We start from the raw sequence: 15,379 nt of genomic DNA on the forward strand, positions 1-15,379 counted from the left end.
GGGGTGATTTGGGCCGGGTTGCGCCCTGCGCTTTTTGACGTGCAGGGCTGAATCTGGTCTTTTTGTGTCGTTCAGAAATGGCGCTCCTGAAGCAACAAAAAGGGATTTAAGCTTATGATCACCCGCGAGACCCTGAAGCACCTGCCGGCAGGCGTGGCCGCTCCGTCTTACGATCTCAAGGACATCAAGCCCGGAATCCTGCATTTTGGCGTCGGCAATTTCTTCCGTGCCCATGAGGCCTATTATGTCGACAAGGCCCTCGCGCTGCCCGGTCAGCAGGGCTGGGGCATTATCGGTGTCGGCCTGACCTCGGGCGACCGTTCCAAGAAGAAGGCCGAGGATTTCAAGCAGCAGGACTGCCTGTTCTCTCTGACCGAAACGGCCCCCTCGGGCGAGAGCAAGCGCACCGTTATTGGCGCCCTGCGCGACTATCTCCTTGCTCCTGAAAAGCAGGAAGCCGTTCTGGAATATCTCGCCGATCCGGCCATCAAGATCGTGTCGATGACGATTACCGAAGGTGGCTACAACATCGACGAGCACTCGGGTGAATTCGCGCTCGACAACGAGGCCGTCCAGCGCGATCTGGCCAATCCGGAAACACCGTCCACGATCTTTGGTTATGTGGTCGAGGGTCTGCGCCGCCGCCGCGACGCGGGCAATCGCGCCTTCACCATCATGTCCTGCGATAACCTGCGTCATAACGGCAACGTGGCACGCAAGGCATTCCTTGGTTATGCCCGCGCCCGTGACCCGGAGCTCGCAAGCTGGATCGAGGCCAACGCCACCTTCCCCAACGCCATGGTCGATCGCATCACACCGACGGTCTCGGCAGACATCGCTGCCCGCCTGAACAAGGAGAGCGGTCTGGATGATCTTCTGCCGCTGGTGGCGGAAGACTTCACCCAGTGGGTGATCGAAGATGAATTTGCCGATGGACGTCCCGCCCTTGAAAAGGTCGGCGTGCAGATGGTCGATGACGTGACCGATTATGAGTTCATGAAGATCCGTATGCTCAACGCATCGCATATCTTCCTGGCCTTCTCGGGCCTGCTCCTTGGCTATGATCATATCGACGAGTCGATCAATGACCCCGATCTGCGCAAGCTGGTCGAGACCTACCTCGACACGGATGTCATCCCGACCCTGAAGGCCGCACCGGGTGAAGACCTTGAGAAGTATAAGGAATCGGTCATCTCGCGCTTCTCCAACCCGGCCATGGCAGACCAGAACCTGCGTATCGGCAGTGATGGCGCATCGAAAGTGCAGGTGTTCTGGACCGCCACCATCCAGAACCTCCTGAAGGACAAGCGCGAGCTCGATCGTGTTGCCTATGGTCTGGCTGCCTATCTTGAAATGCTTCGCGGCAAGAACGAGAAGGGCGGCACATTCGAGCCGATCGAACCGACTTTCACCGATGACACATGGAAAATCGCCAGGAGCGACGATTACGAAGCCGGGTTTGCCCTCCCGGCCTTCGATGGCTGGCGCAAGCTTGACCATGCCGCACTTGACGAAAAAGTGACCGAACTACGCAAGGTTATCAGGGAAAAAGGCGTAAAGGCCGCTCTCTCCATCTGAAAAGGATGCGCGAAAGCCGCACTCATGACAGATTTCTAAGGCAGGCGAGTTTTCCTGTGTCCCAAAGTAACTTATGGGCGTTAGGAAAATCAGACATCACCCGGCATTTAGCCGGGTCTGCCGGAGATAGTCATAGTGCTGCGTCGCGATCTTGTTAAAATCGGTGCTGGCCTCTCGATACTGGGGGCCAGCAAAATTGCCCGGGCAGCGCCTGCTGCTGCTCCGAAGCCGACCCCGTTCGACAACAACACGGTACGGCAGATCGCGCAGAACCTGTCGAAATCCGCCTACAAGGCGCCGCAGCAGACTCTCCCCAGCGCCATCGACAATCTGAACTTCGATCAGTTCCGCGGCATCACCTACAAGGAAGAGCGTGCGCTCTGGCACGGCCAGAACCTTGCCTTTGACGTCGAGTTCTTCCCGCGTGGCTTCCTGTACCGCCCGCGTATCAACATGAATGAGGTTGTGGACGGACAGTCTAGCCCGATCGTCTATGACCCTGATATGTTCAGCTATCCTGATCCGATGCTGCGCGTGACCGATGATCTCGGCTTTTCCGGCCTGCGTCTGCGCAATGCCATCAACACCCCCAATGTGATGGAAGAATGTGCCGTATTTCTCGGCGCATCCTATTTCCGCGCTGTGGCGAAGGGACAAAATTACGGCCTGTCCGCCCGCGGCTTTGCCAATGGCACGGGCGACCCGAAGGGCGAGGAATTCGCCCTCTTCCGTGAATTCTGGCTCGAAAAGCCCAAGCCCGGCGTCGACTCGGTCGTTATTCATGCCCTGATGGACAGCCCCTCCGTTGTTGGTGCTTTCCGCTTCACCATTCGTCCGGGCGCCACAACGGTCTTTGATGTGCAGTCGAGCTTCTATCCGCGCACCGACATCACCGAAGGCGGCGTGGCAGCCCTGACCGGCATGTTCTATTTCGATGCCAACAACCGCAATCATGTCGATGACTGGCGCCCCGGCGCCCATGACAGCGAAGCGCTTCAGATGTGGACCGGCACGGGTGGGCAGCTCTATCGTCCGCTGAACAACCCTGTCGATCTCCAGTTCTCGGCCTTCCAGGATGCCAGCCCGCATGGCTTTGGCCTCATGCAGCGCCGCCGCGCGTTCCATGATTTCGAAGATCTCGCGCTAAACTACGAAAAGCGCCCCTCGCTCTGGATCGAACCCATCGGTGACTGGGGCGAAGGCGCTGTCGATCTGGTCGAGATTCCGACACCCAACGAGGTGAACGACAATATCGTGTCGTTCTGGCGCCCAAAACAGCCTATGCAGGCCGGGCACGAATACGGCTACACCTATCGCATGTACTGGGGCTGGGACACGCCCTGGCCGACCGATCTGGCCCGCATTGGCGCAACACGCGTCGGCGCCGTGACCGATCATGCCGATGGCCGCATGTTCGTGATCGATTTCACCGGCAAGCCATTCGAGAACCTGCCCGCCAATGCAGCCTTCCACCTCGTACCGCAGGCCTCGACCGGGACCATCAAGAACGTGGTGGTCGAACCCAATCCGAACATCAAGGGATGGCGTACGACGTTCGAATTCTATCCGGGCAGCGCCAAGCTGGCCGAACTGACGTGCCAGCTTGCCAATGAGCAGGGGCCGATTTCCGAAAAATGGATGTATCGTTGGACGCCGTGAGCACCCTTCCCACCTCTTTCACCCCCTTCGACGTGCTTCCGGCGGAATCGCCCCTTGAGATGCCGACGCAGAACCTGCGTCAGCGTCCCGAGACTTTCGGGCGTGACCGTCATCCCCCCACCACTCCCTCCCTGCTGTGGTTGCGCCGCCTGCTGGTCATTGGCGGTGCCATTGCCCTGACAGGCTGGGGGGCGTTCGAGATGAACCGCGTGCTCAACAGCATGGGCGTCTCGACGCTGGGCATCATCGTTCTGGCGCTGTTCGTGGTGCTTGGCGCCTGGATCTCGCTTTCCTTCACCTCCTCGCTGGCCGGCTTTGTCTCGGTGCTGCGTCACGGGGGTCTGGGTCTTGGCATCTCGCGCGATACCCCTCTACCCGCGCTGATGACCCGGACCGCAGTGCTCATGCCCACCTATAACGAGGACCCGGACCGTGTCCTCGTAGGTCTGCGTGCGATCCATGACAGTCTGGTGGCGACAGGCCGTATCGACGCCTTCGATTTCTTCATCCTCTCCGACACGACAGACCCTGATGTCTGGGTTCGCGAGGAGCGCGCCTATCTTGCCTTTGTGCAGGCGGTGAACGGGCAGGGGCGCATTTTCTATCGTCGCCGCCCCAAGAACATCGATCGTAAATCCGGCAATCTGGAAGAATGGGTCAAACGCTTCGGCGGTGCCTATCAGCAGATGCTCACCCTCGACGCCGATTCAGTGATGGATGGCGGCCTGATCGTGCGTACGGTCTCGGCCATGGAGCGTCACGAGAATGTGGCGCTCATCCAGACCCTGCCGGTCATCATCGGTGGCAAGACACTCTTTGCCCGCATGCAGCAATTTGCCGGGCGTGTTTACGGGCCGCTGATCGCTCACGGCATTGCCTGGTGGCATGGCTCGGAAGGCAATTACTGGGGGCATAACGCCGTCATTCGTACCCGTGCCTTTGCCGAACAGGCCGGATTGCCTCACCTGCCGGGCCGCAAGCCTTTCGGTGGCGGTATCCTCAGCCATGACTTTGTCGAAGCAGCCCTGATGCGTCGTGGCGGCTGGGCCATTCACATGGTGCCGGGTCTGTTCGGTTCCTATGAGGAAAGCCCGCCCTCGCTCACCGATGTCGCCATCCGTGACCGCCGCTGGTGTCAGGGCAATCTCCAGCATGGCAAGATCGTTCTGTCACGCGGTCTGCACTGGATGAGCCGCATGCACATGATGGTCGGCATCGGTGCCTATATCACCTCGCCGCTGTGGCTGCTGTTCCTCATGTTCGGTATCCTGATCTCGCTTCAGGCCCATTTCGACCGGCCCGAATATTTCGGTGATACCAAGACGCTCTATCCGCACTGGCCGCAGGTCGATCCGGTACAGGCCAAATACGTGTTCATCGGCACGATGGCCGTTCTGCTCGCCCCCAAGGCGCTCGCCCTGATCGCAGCGCTCTTTGATCGCGCCATGCTGCGCAGCTGTGGTGGCGTTCTCCGCCTGGTGGCCTCCATCCTGCTGGAAACGCTCATTGGCGGTCTCATCGCGCCGATTGCGATGCTGATCCACACCTCAGGCGTCATTTCGATCCTGCGCGGCCGCGACTCCGGCTGGAATGCTCAGAACCGTGATGACGGGCGCGTTTCCCTCAAGGAAGTGGCGCATGGCTACTGGATCTATACCGCCTATGGTCTGGTCATGGCCGCTGCGGCCTGGTCGGTCTCGTTCTCGCTCTTCCTGTGGATGACGCCGGTTCTGCTTGGTCTGGCGCTGGCCATTCCTCTGGCCGCCATGACCGCAAGCCGTGATGTCGGTCTGTGGCTCAGAAGCTGGGGACTCCTGCTCATTCCCGAAGAGACCAACCTGCCGCCCATCCTGAAGCTCGCCGCCGAGAACGATCTGCGTCGCACCCAGGCCGAAGCCATGCCTGATCGTCCCCCGGCCGAGGCCTTCGCGGCCCTGCGCAGCAATCCGGCCCTCGCCGCCGAGCATCGTCGCGCTCTGCCCGCCGCCCGCCAACCCGGTGCCGCTATCGACGCCAATCTGCTGGTCGGTCTGCTGAAACTGCGTGAAGCTGCTTCCGTGGACAACGCTCTCGCGACGTTGTCCCGGCAGGAGAAAGCCTCGGTCCTGTGCAGCGCAGAAGGCTTGGACCTCATTCTCGGCCTTCCTGCCTGAACAGGGTTCATGGGAATAATGCCTGTTCCGGTATTATTCCCACGGGGCTCGGCCCCGCATCCATGAAGGGATAAACCCCTTTAATCCCCCACCAAATTTCCCGGAATCGCGGAAGCTCCCTGCCTGCAGGCATGGTCTCGGGTAGCGCTCCATAACGGCAGGCCACAAAAAAAGGCCAGCCTTGCGGCTGACCCCTTTTGTCGTTCGATCGTAGCAGGCGCTTACTTGAAATCCTGCCCGCGCTGACGGACCTGGGCGCAAAGCTGCGTACGATGGCTCAGATCGAGGGTCGAGACATCAAAGGGAACGTTGGTGTTGCTCTGCAGCAGGCCCTGACCACCCAGCGAGTAGTACTGGTCGTTCTGCACATCGGGACGCTTGGCCAGCTTGCGGCCTACAACGCGCAGCGTGTTGCCGTGCACCAGGTGGTTACGCACACAATAGCTGGCGAGGCCAGCGAGATTCCCGGCCTTGGCCGCATCGAGCGAGGGCAGACCATAATTATCGAGAACACCCGGCGTGCTGGCGGTCGCTACCGTGTTGCTCACGCCGCTGCCACCAACGGCCTGCATGACGTGACTGGCTGCATCCGGAGCGCCATCACGATGAACAGGAATGGACCCGGCAGGCATCACGGTGGACTGCGTTCCTGGTGCGACGGACGGCACGGGAGCCTGCTGCGCATGCGCAGAGGCGCCAGCGAAAGTAAGGCCAGCAACGGCGGTCAGACCGAGACAAAGACGAGACAACATGAAAGCGATCCTTTTTTTCTGCTCTTTTTCAGACCCGTCTCTTGCAAGCGGAGCCTGTTAAAACGCGCTTTCCCGAAAGTATATCGGGATGAAGGACGTGTGCTTTCCTAACATGTGAGGCGCTAAGTGGTTTATTCCCCTATCGAAACTTCGGCGCTTCATCATGGGGACGTTGAGGTGCGCTCCATTCTGCCGCACTCTGGTACAGGTTTTGTTTTTCCAGACTGAGGTCCTGCCATGATTCCTCCCTCGCCACGGCGCGTACCGCACACCATTACCCAGCTCGAACGGGTCAGGCAGGATGACTACGCCTGGATGAAGGACGAGAACTGGCAGAAAGTCCTGCGTGATCCGTCCCTGCTCCGCACGGATATCGCCGAAGCCCTGCGCGAGGAAAACAGCTATACCGAGCACTGCCTGGCCAATGTGGCGCCAGAGCGCGCCGCGCTGCTTCAGGAGTTGATCGGCCGTATCCCTCCAGCAGAAGATTCCGTTCCCTGGCCCGATGGGACATGGCTCTATTTTTCCCGCTTCGCCAAAGATGCACAGCATCCGGTCTATCTGCGCCGCCCCCGGTCCGGCGGTGAGGATCAGGTTTTGCTCGATGTCGAGGCGCTGGCCAAAAGCCACGCCTATTTCGCCCTGGCTGGCGTCCGTCATTCCGATGACCACCGGGTCTTTGTCTATGCCGCCGATACGCAGGGGTCAGAGGTCTATCGCCTGCACAGCATCGATACGACCACCGGTGATACCTTTGCTCCTCCTGTCGAGAGTGCCGCGGGCAGCTTCGTGATCTCGCCCGACAGTGCCTGGCTGTTCTGGATCTACCGTGATGACCACGGACGGCCCTCGCGCGTCTATCGTCGTCCGCTTGCAGGCGGCGAGGATGTTCTTGTGTTCGATGAGCCCGATTCAGGCTTTTTCCTGAGCCTGTCGGTCACAGCGTCACGCCAATGGATCCTGATCGAACGTGGCGATCATGACACGAACGAGACGCTGCTGATCCCTGCCAGCGACCCGACACAGCCCCCCCGCATCGCCTCGCCCCTCAAGCGGGGCGAGCGTTATACCCTCACGCACTGGAATGACCGTTTCATCATTCTCACCAATGCGGAAGGGGCAGTCGATTTCCAGTTCATGCAGGCGCCGGACCAGTCGCCATCGAGAGAAAACTGGACGCCTTTCCTCGCGCATGAGCCAGGGCGCTTCCTGCTGGGTGCCGCAGCGTGTCGGGGCTATCTCGCCTGGGCGGAACGGGTGAACGGCAATATCGAGATTCATGTCGTGTCAGAGAGCGCTGCGGGGGACCGTGCCGGGAACGATACCGATCAGGGCGATATCCGCACGAAGGTCCGCACGATCGGCATGAAGGAACCCGCTTTCGACCTCACCCTGCTGGGCTTTCTCGAATATGAAGACAGCATCCTGCGCTATATCTACGAATCACCGACCACGCCCGCGCACTGGTACGATCTCGATATGCGCACAGGCGAGCAGAGCCTGAAGAAAATTCGTGAAATCCCTTCGGGTCATGATCCGTCCCTTTACGAGACCCATCGCCTGTTCGCCATCGCCTCTGATGGCGCAGAGGTGCCCGTCACCGTTCTCAAGCGCCGGGACACCCCATGCGACGGAACGGCTCCCCTCCTGCTCTACGGGTACGGGTCTTACGGCATCTCGATGGAGTCCGGGTTCAGCACCTCGGTGTTCAGCCTTGTCGATCGTGGCTGGGTCTATGCCGTTGCGCATATCCGTGGCGGCTCGGAAAAGGGCTGGAACTGGTTTCTTGAGGGTCGCGGCAAACACAAACCCAACAGCTTTACCGATTTCGTGGCCTGCGCCCATCATCTGGTTGGGCAGGGCTACGGACAGGCCGGGCGTATCGTGGCGCATGGCGGTTCTGCGGGCGGGTTGCTCATGGGGGCGGTTGCCAATCTTGCCCCGGAGTTGTTCGCCGGCATTGCTGCCCAGGTACCGTTTGTTGATGTGCTGAACACGATGTCAGATGACACCCTGCCACTTACCCCGCCGGAATGGCCCGAATGGGGGAACCCGCTGGAAGACCGCGACGCGTATGATCTGATTGCCAGCTATTCGCCTTATGACAATATCCGACCCGTGGCCTATCCCCCGGTTCTGGCGATGGGTGGATTGTCAGACCCCCGTGTGACCTACTGGGAGCCGGCAAAATGGATCGCGAAACTGCGTGAAGTTGCCACGGGCGGGCCCTTCCTGTGCCGCATCAACATGGATGCCGGGCACGGGGGCTCATCGGGTCGGTTCAAGCGGCTGGAAGAAGTGGCCTATGTCTATGGCTTCGCACTCTGGGCCATGGCCCGTCGCCCGCTGCCGGGTCAGACTCCCTGATCTGGAACCCGGCCCCTTTCATACGGGGCCGGGACGATAATCAGTCGTCGCTATCGGCCTGGGGGCGTGGCCTTATGGCGGCACACATGGCCGGGAGCTTGGGATCGGCCTCACCCTTGGTGCGGCACAACGTCCGGGCATCCGTGCCACAAACCTCGATCGTCTCCTCAAAATCGGATTCGAGCACATCGCGCGCTACAGCCGCATCCTGATTGTTGCTGTCCGAGTCCTGGTTCGCCACGATCTTCTGCGTCTTGTGCAGCTCCTTGAGCGCCTCCACACAGCTGTCGCTGGCCGAGTCCGGGTCGGTCTGGAGAACGGCCAGAATCCGGTTGAGCACGGAGGCAGGATCGTTCTTGGGCTTGGGCGCAGCCTGCGCCGAGAGGGGCAGACCCACCATGAGGGCGGCTAGAACAGGCAGAGCTTTCTTCATGGAATCAGGATAATTGGGTTTTCATCCTTTGAAAACGCCCAAAATAAAGGGTTTCATGGGGTTGAGGCTCAGTCGGGAGTTGACTCTGACCGGAGCCATGAGTATTCCGACCACCTCTCGCGGGCGCGACGCCCGTTCGTCTTGCATGGCCCGGGAAGCAAATTATCATGAAGATTCGTAACAGCCTCAAATCTGCCAAGCTCCGCGACAAGGACTGCCGCGTCGTTCGCCGTCGTGGCCGCGTCTATGTCATCAACAAGAAGAACCCGCGCATGAAGGCTCGCCAGGGCTAATTCCCTGCTGATGCCGAAACGGAGCTTCCGCCCCGTTTTGACGCGTCACACGGCCCTTCGCGGGGCCGTCGTCAGGCCGTGTCTGCTCTTGGGCAGCGCGGCTTTTGTCGTTCTGGCCCTCTCCCCGGCCAGGGGATCGCCTGACGGCCACCCGGCGCCCGGCCATAAACCCGGCCTGCACAGGGCTGCTACCGATCGGGCAATCCCTGACAAGACGAGCACGAGCAGCGCAGACAAAGGGCGGCCAAACGGTTCTGTAGGCACGCCCCCCGCGATGCGAGATAACGGCAAGCCGGATGCCGCCAAGCCCTCTCCCGGTGCCAAGCCCCCCAACGCGCCAAAGCCTGACCCCCTTCAGGAAACGAGCAAGGCCCTGCGTATCGCGCATAAGCCCGCAGAAGCCCGCGCTCTGGAACGACGCGCCGAGACGCTGCGCCAGAAGAACCTCTCTGCCAGCACGCGCCTGTTGCTGGAAAATGCGGATTCGAGCCTCAAGGCCCATGATTATCGCAAGGCCGAGGCGGCACTCGACAACGCCCTTGTGCTTCAGCCTGACAAGCCATTCATCCGGCGCGGCCGTGCGCGGGTGCGCTATGCAGCAGGCGATTTCGAAGGGGCGATCAGCGATCTGGGCGTTGCCTTGCAGAAAGACCCTGACGACCCGCTTTCGTGGCAGTTGCTCTCGCAGGTCGAGGAGGAACGCCACGATCTCAAGGCGGCCCTGCAGGCGGCCCGACAGCTTCTCGTGGTCGATCCGCTGGCCAGCGGCGGTGCCAAACGTGTGAAGGCGCTGCAGGCCCAACTGGATGGACGCGCCATTTAAAGCGCATCACGATCTCAACTCTGCCTTGATTATGCAGTTTGATGAGATGTCGAAGTCAAAGGAGAACATCATGTTCAAGAAGAACAAGGCTCAGGTTACCGAACTGACGGCCCCCGAGGCCCAGAAAAAGGGCTGCTGCATCAGCAAGATGTGCGGCTCGGCCAAGCCGCAGACCAAGGAAGCCATCCTGGGTGGCCTGACCTTTCTCAGCATGTTCGGCCCCAAGAAGCTGCGTCCCCATCTGCAGCACCTCCTCGCCGTGATCGCCATCGTGACCTTTGTCGTCAAGGCCATCAAGCCCAAGCGCGAAGACAAGTCCGCCTGATTTTTACTCCTTCCCTCGCCCTCGCCCGGGGGTGACAAGTCTTCTCACCGGGCGAGGGCGATGCCGGGGGTGCCCGGCCTCAGCAGGGCGCTGCCCTGCACCCGCGAAGGGGCACACCCCTTCAACCCCCGCTTCGAAGTAAGCAGGTTTCCAAAGGACAATTGTCCTTTGGCGGGGTTTGGGGCAGCGCCCCAATGCCGATAAGTCCGTCGAAACGCTTTCTTTCTAAAGAAACGAAATCGGGTCGATATCGATATCGATGCGCTCATGGCTCGTCAGTTTCACGCCATCGAGCCATGCCCGCAGGATGGGCTGAACCGCCACATTGCGTCGGGTACGCAGCAGGAGGCGACGCCGATGGCGACCCCGCAGAATAGCGAGAGGGGCCGGTGCAGGGCCAAGCACCTGGATACCGGCGCCTTCCGGGGCACGTGCGCCCAGAAGATTGGCAACCTTATCAGCGGCCTCGGCTGAATCCGCACTGACTATGACCGCAGCCAGACGCCCGTAGGGCGGCCAGAAACCGGGCTTTCGCTGCGCCGATTCCTGCTCCATGAACGCCAGATAATCGTTCGAGACGAGCGCCTTCATGACGGGATGATCCCCCAGATAGCTCTGAAGCAGAACCGTCCCGGGCTTTTCCGCACGGCCAGCGCGACCCGCCACCTGATGAAGAAGCTGGACCGTGCGCTCGGCGGCACGCAGGTCGCCACCGCCAAGACCGAGATCGGCATCAACCACACCCACAAGAGTGAGGTCAGGGAAATGCCAGCCCTTGGCAACAATCTGGGTACCGATCACAAGGTCGATCTCGCGATCGCTGATGCGCCTGACTGCGTCGGCCGTCGCTGAGGGCGAGCCCAGCGTATCGGAGGCCATGACCAGAATACGCGCATCGGGAAAATGCAGCCGCGCTTCCTCATGCACGCGCTCGATACCCGGCCCGACGGCCACGAGGCTGGATTCGGCAGCGCAGGACGGGCAGGTATCGGGCAAGGGCTCATGATGCCCGCAATGATGGCAGGTCAGGATCTGCCGGGCCCGATGCTCGACCAGCCAGGCCGAGCAATTGGGGCACTCCATACGATGACCGCAGGCACGGCATAGGGTGAGGGGCGCATAGCCACGACGGTTGAGGAACAGCATGGCCTGTTCCTCACGCGCAAAGGTCGCGCTGATGGCGTCTGTCAGGGCAGGCGACAGAAACTGGCCGCGCTCGGGCGGCGCCCGGCGCATATCGACAAGGCGCACATCGGGCAACGTGGCGTTGCCGTGGCGGCTATGCAGCACCACGTGCTGGTAGCGCCCGTGCTCCACATTGGTGAGCGTCTCAAGGCTGGGCGTGGCAGAAACAAGAATGGCCGGCACATCTGACAGGCGCGCCCGGACAATGGCCATATCGCGCCCGTGATAGGTTACTCCCTCTTCCTGCTTGAAGGCTGTCTCATGCTCCTCATCCACCACGATCAGACCGAGATCGGGGAAGGGCAGAAACAGGGCCGATCGTGCGCCCACCACAACCGGGGCCTGACCTTTGACAATGGCATGCCATGTCTCGCGACGTTTCTTGCCGCCCAGTTCGGAATGCCAGAGCGCAGGCTGCACACCAAAGCGTCTGGCAAAGCGATCTGTCCACTGCGTGGAAAGCGCAATTTCGGGCAGCAGCACGAGACATTGCCGGTTGGCCGCAAGACAGGCGCCGATGGCCTCGAAATAGACTTCGGTCTTGCCCGAGCCGGTCACCCCCTCAAGCAGGGTGACGCCAAAGCTGTGCCCCTGCACCGCACTGGCCAGTACATGCGCGGCCGCCTGCTGTTCATCTGAAAGATGGGGAGGATGAAAAGCAGGGTCCGGCGTGGCAAATAGCGGTGCCGAAACCAGAGGGACCTCCTGCAGCAATCCGGCTGCCGCCAGCCCCCGCAGGACAGATGACGAGACGCCGGTCTTTTCCGTCAGGCTTGCGGTAGAGAGGGGAACCTCACTGACGGCCTCCAGCACCGACTGGCGCGCCTGCGTCATGCGCAGCCCTGCCGGGTCGGCCTGCCCCCTGACCCAACCGAGTTGAACCTTTGTGGGCATGGTGTGACGGGCGCGAATGGCCATGGCAAGCACAAGGCCGGGCGGCGTCAGGGTATAAGCGGCCAGCCAGTCGATAAACCGCCTGAGATCACCCGGTATGGCAGGCATATCGAGGCGCCCCAGCACCGGCTTGAGGCGTGTGAGCGCAATGGGGCGTGCAGCGGCGGGTGCAAAATCAGCGGGAACGTCGCTTTGCGTGTCCCACACGCAGCCGGTCTCCTGACGTCGCCCGAGCGGCACACTGACCAGGTCACCCGGCGCAACTGTGCCTTCAGGCGCGAGATAATCAAGGGCTGTGGGAAAAGGCAGCGGCAGCAGAACGCTGATGCGCACAGCTCTCTCGCCATCTGCCTTCAGCTTCACTAAGCTCGGTTCTGTCATGCTGCCCAAGCGCCCCCTTCTGCCCTGCCCTCTTAGCCGAGACGAGGTCCGCCGTCATGCTGATGCATGAATGTCTCGATTCATGGCTCGACTGGCTGACCCATGAAAAGCGGGCGCGCCCCAACACTGTTCTGGCCTATCGCAACGATGTCGCAACCGCTCTGGCATTTCTGAGCGAGCATCTGGGGCAGGAGCCCGATCTCTCCGCCTTTGCCTCCTTGCGCACGAGCGATTTCAGGGCATGGCTGGCCTATGACACGAACCGAGCCGAGAGTGGAAAAGGCACGCCCGATGGTCGTGCCCGCTCCCGCGCCCGAAGGGTCTCGGCATTACGGTCATTCTATCACTATCTCCATATCAGGCACGGGGTCAGCGCCAGCGCCCTGCGCCAGCTCAAGGCACCAAAGACACGCAAGCGTCTGCCGCGCCCGCTCTCGCGCGACATGGCACGCAGTGCGGCCTCCGATATTGCGGCCCTTGAGCAGCACCCGCTTTGCGCCGCGCGCGACGAAGCCCTGTTCACCCTGCTTTATGGCGCGGGCCTGCGTATCGGCGAAGCATTGGCGCTCGATCTGCGTGACTGCGACCGCGCTGCGGAGTCCGGGTTGCGCGTTACCGGCAAGGGCGGCCGGGAGCGACTTGTGCCGCTTCTGCCAAATGTCCTCAAGGCACTGGCCCGGTGGCGCAGCCAGCACCCTTGCCCGGCCCCGGAGGCGCCGCTCTTCGTGGGGTTACGCGGCAAGCGTCTGCAACCCGCCGTGGCGCGCCGTGTCATGCAGGTCTGGCGCGAGCAGAGCGGTCTGGACAACAGCGCCACCCCTCATGCACTGCGTCACTCCTTCGCCACCCATCTGCTGGAGGGCGGTGCGGATCTGCGCGCCATCCAGGAACTCCTGGGTCACGCCAGCCTTTCTACGACGCAGGCCTATACGCTGGCCGATGAACGCCACCTCCTTGCCGTCTGGCAGGCCCATCCACGCGCAAGGAAATAACGAGAATGATGCGCCCTGTTGCCTTTCTCCTCGCCATCATGCTGGCGGGCTCAGGCCTGTCTCGTGCCCATGCCGGCCCCTGCACGCCCGAACGTATTGCCGACATCCCGCTTCATAATGACGGGCTGTTCCTGAATGCCCCTGTTGTGCTCGATGGACGTCAGGCGCGATTCATTGTCGATACGGGTTCTGAAGGCAGCCTGATCACGCCAGAGGCCGCCTCGGCTCTCAAGCTCGCAGCCGATCCGGCGCATCTGACCGTCATACAGGGGCCAAACGGGCGTGGTCAGCTCGCCCCCAACATGATGATACGCGCTCTGTCCATCGGGCTGCTCCCTCTTGGCTCGCGCTCGATACCGCTCGGTGCCCTGCCGGGGCTTCCGGCTCTGACACCCCCGATTGCCGGTCTCATGGGCGTCGATCTGCTGCGCGGGATGGATGTCGAGTTCAACGTCCCGCAAAAACGCCTCACGCTGTGGCGTTCACCCTCACGCGACGCACGCTGCCCCATCGCGCCTTCATGGCCTGCCGGTTACACCACCTTGCGGGCCAGGCGCGAAGGGGCCCGTCTGGCGCTGTCCTTCACACTGGACGGTCATGAGGGGCTTGCCTTGCTCGATAGCGGCGCACGCTCTCACATACTCTCACGGCGCTTTGCTCACGCCATGGGCATCAGCGACGATATCCTGCGCCGGGATCAGGGCGGCGTGACAAGCGGTGTGGATCTCAATGCACGCTGGTATCACTGGCATCATTTTCATGAACTGCATCTGCAGGAAGAAAAGCCCGGTACCGGCAATCCGGTGTGGAAAGACCCGGTACTGACAGTGTCCGACATGCGAGACAATGCCGACATGCTGCTGGGGGCCGACTGGTTTGCCCAGCATGATATCTGGATTTCGTTCAGCGCCGGACAGGTCTGGGTGCGTTAACCCACTGCACATCGGGACATATCGAAAGTCGGGGAGTGTTCCGTGGTGGAGCTGAGGGGAATCGAACCCCTGACCTCCTCATTGCGAACGAGGCGCTCTCCCATCTGAGCTACAGCCCCACGGAACGCGTCGGAAGCTACACGGTCCTGTCCCAAAGTCAAGATTCGCCTGCTTTATGGTCGCTCCCGCCACCGGCCAGAGCGCTTGCGCAGCTCACATGTTGTCTCATGGCCCTGCCAAACGCTAAGCTAGGCATTCCATCGTTTTTCAAAGAGACCGGATTTGCTGATCATCACCGTTTACAACATCATCATGATGCTGATTCAGCTCTTCACATGGGCGCTGCTGCTATACTGCGTGATGAGCATGCTGGTGGGTTTCCGGATTCTCGATCCAGGCAACCGCTTCGTTTACAATGTCGTGATTTTCCTTGGTCGCATTGTCGAGCCAGTGCTGAACCCCGTACGCTCGATCCTGCCGCAATTCGGAGCCCTTGATCTGAGCCCGCTCGCCGTCCTGCTGGGGCTCCAGTATCTTGTCGTGCCAGTGCTCAACCGACTGGTTTTTGCCTCACTGCATGGCAGTTTCTAAGGCGCATCGCCAGCGCACCTT

General features: G+C 61.3%; 13 protein-coding genes and 1 tRNA gene. 10 read left to right on the forward strand and 4 right to left on the reverse strand.

Annotation, left to right across the window (positions count from 1 at the left end; all coding sequences use genetic code 11):
- Positions 1-114 precede the first annotated feature (114 nt).
- The 3 genes from P5689_RS07380 (at position 115) to mdoH (ending at position 5,390) form a co-directional block, all read left to right on the forward strand.
- Positions 115-1,578 carry a mannitol dehydrogenase family protein gene (locus P5689_RS07380; protein WP_285532654.1) on the forward strand — a complete coding sequence of 488 codons (1,464 nt, stop codon included), beginning with the start codon at positions 115-117 and terminating at the stop codon, positions 1,576-1,578.
- A gap of 135 nt (positions 1,579-1,713) precedes the next feature.
- A complete protein-coding gene (locus P5689_RS07385) occupies positions 1,714-3,237 on the forward strand; it encodes a glucan biosynthesis protein (protein WP_035444360.1) in 1,524 nt (507 codons plus the stop codon).
- Positions 3,213-5,390 carry a glucans biosynthesis glucosyltransferase MdoH gene (mdoH, locus tag P5689_RS07390; RefSeq protein WP_285532655.1) on the forward strand — a complete coding sequence of 726 codons (2,178 nt, stop codon included), beginning with the start codon at positions 3,213-3,215 and terminating at the stop codon, positions 5,388-5,390. The genes P5689_RS07385 and mdoH overlap by 25 nt, the downstream gene beginning before the upstream one ends.
- Before the next feature lie 221 nt (positions 5,391-5,611).
- Here mdoH and P5689_RS07395 read toward each other — a convergent pair whose 3' ends face one another.
- Entirely contained in the window at positions 5,612-6,142 is a 531-nt protein-coding gene (locus P5689_RS07395) for a hypothetical protein (protein ID WP_023978230.1), read from the reverse strand.
- A 237-nt stretch (positions 6,143-6,379) separates the two neighbouring features.
- Between P5689_RS07395 and P5689_RS07400 the strand changes: the two genes are divergently transcribed.
- The gene (locus P5689_RS07400) at positions 6,380-8,509 is read left to right on the forward strand and encodes a S9 family peptidase (protein WP_285532656.1); all 2,130 of its coding nucleotides are present in this window, start codon (positions 6,380-6,382) and stop codon (positions 8,507-8,509) included.
- 40 nt (positions 8,510-8,549) lie between these two features.
- On the opposite strand, the gene P5689_RS07405 is transcribed toward P5689_RS07400, so the two are convergent.
- Positions 8,550-8,942, reverse strand: coding sequence for a hypothetical protein (locus P5689_RS07405; protein WP_062165539.1), 393 nt, complete (start codon positions 8,940-8,942; stop codon positions 8,550-8,552).
- Between the two features lie 167 nt (positions 8,943-9,109).
- Here P5689_RS07405 and ykgO point away from each other — a divergent pair, with 167 nt between their 5' ends.
- The 3 genes from ykgO to P5689_RS07420 all read left to right on the forward strand — a co-directional run bounded on the left by ykgO (position 9,110) and on the right by P5689_RS07420 (position 10,383).
- On the forward strand, positions 9,110-9,235 hold the full coding sequence (ykgO, locus tag P5689_RS07410) for a type B 50S ribosomal protein L36 (protein WP_023978233.1): 126 nt from the start codon (positions 9,110-9,112) through the stop codon (positions 9,233-9,235).
- Between the two features lie 37 nt (positions 9,236-9,272).
- Positions 9,273-10,058, forward strand: a complete 786-nt coding sequence (locus P5689_RS07415; protein ID WP_285532657.1) for a tetratricopeptide repeat protein — start codon at positions 9,273-9,275, stop codon at positions 10,056-10,058.
- 70 nt (positions 10,059-10,128) lie between these two features.
- Positions 10,129-10,383 (forward strand): hypothetical protein, encoded by a 255-nt coding sequence (locus P5689_RS07420; RefSeq protein ID WP_146926680.1) that lies wholly within the window; start codon positions 10,129-10,131, stop codon positions 10,381-10,383.
- A 225-nt stretch (positions 10,384-10,608) separates the two neighbouring features.
- Here the strand turns inward: P5689_RS07420 and P5689_RS07425 are convergent, their stop codons facing one another.
- A complete protein-coding gene (locus tag P5689_RS07425) occupies positions 10,609-12,843 on the reverse strand; it encodes a primosomal protein N' (protein WP_285532658.1) in 2,235 nt (744 codons plus the stop codon).
- A 56-nt stretch (positions 12,844-12,899) separates the two neighbouring features.
- Here P5689_RS07425 and P5689_RS07430 point away from each other — a divergent pair, with 56 nt between their 5' ends.
- Positions 12,900-13,835 (forward strand): tyrosine recombinase XerC, encoded by a 936-nt coding sequence (locus P5689_RS07430; protein ID WP_285532659.1) that lies wholly within the window; start codon positions 12,900-12,902, stop codon positions 13,833-13,835.
- Between the two features lie 5 nt (positions 13,836-13,840).
- Positions 13,841-14,767: a retroviral-like aspartic protease family protein gene (locus tag P5689_RS07435; RefSeq protein ID WP_285532660.1), complete on the forward strand. Its 927-nt coding sequence runs from the start codon at positions 13,841-13,843 to the stop codon at positions 14,765-14,767.
- 43 nt (positions 14,768-14,810) lie between these two features.
- On the opposite strand, the gene P5689_RS07440 is transcribed toward P5689_RS07435, so the two are convergent.
- Positions 14,811-14,886 (reverse strand) — tRNA-Ala (locus P5689_RS07440).
- Positions 14,887-15,049: 163 nt separating this feature from the next.
- Between P5689_RS07440 and P5689_RS07445 the strand changes: the two genes are divergently transcribed.
- The gene (locus P5689_RS07445; RefSeq protein ID WP_307723612.1) at positions 15,050-15,358 is read left to right on the forward strand and encodes a YggT family protein; all 309 of its coding nucleotides are present in this window, start codon (positions 15,050-15,052) and stop codon (positions 15,356-15,358) included.
- The last annotated feature ends 21 nt before the right edge of the window (positions 15,359-15,379 follow it).

The sequence above is a fragment of the Asaia sp. HumB genome, assembly GCF_030263835.1.
GTDB classification, from domain to species: Bacteria; Pseudomonadota; Alphaproteobacteria; order Acetobacterales; family Acetobacteraceae; genus Asaia; species Asaia bogorensis.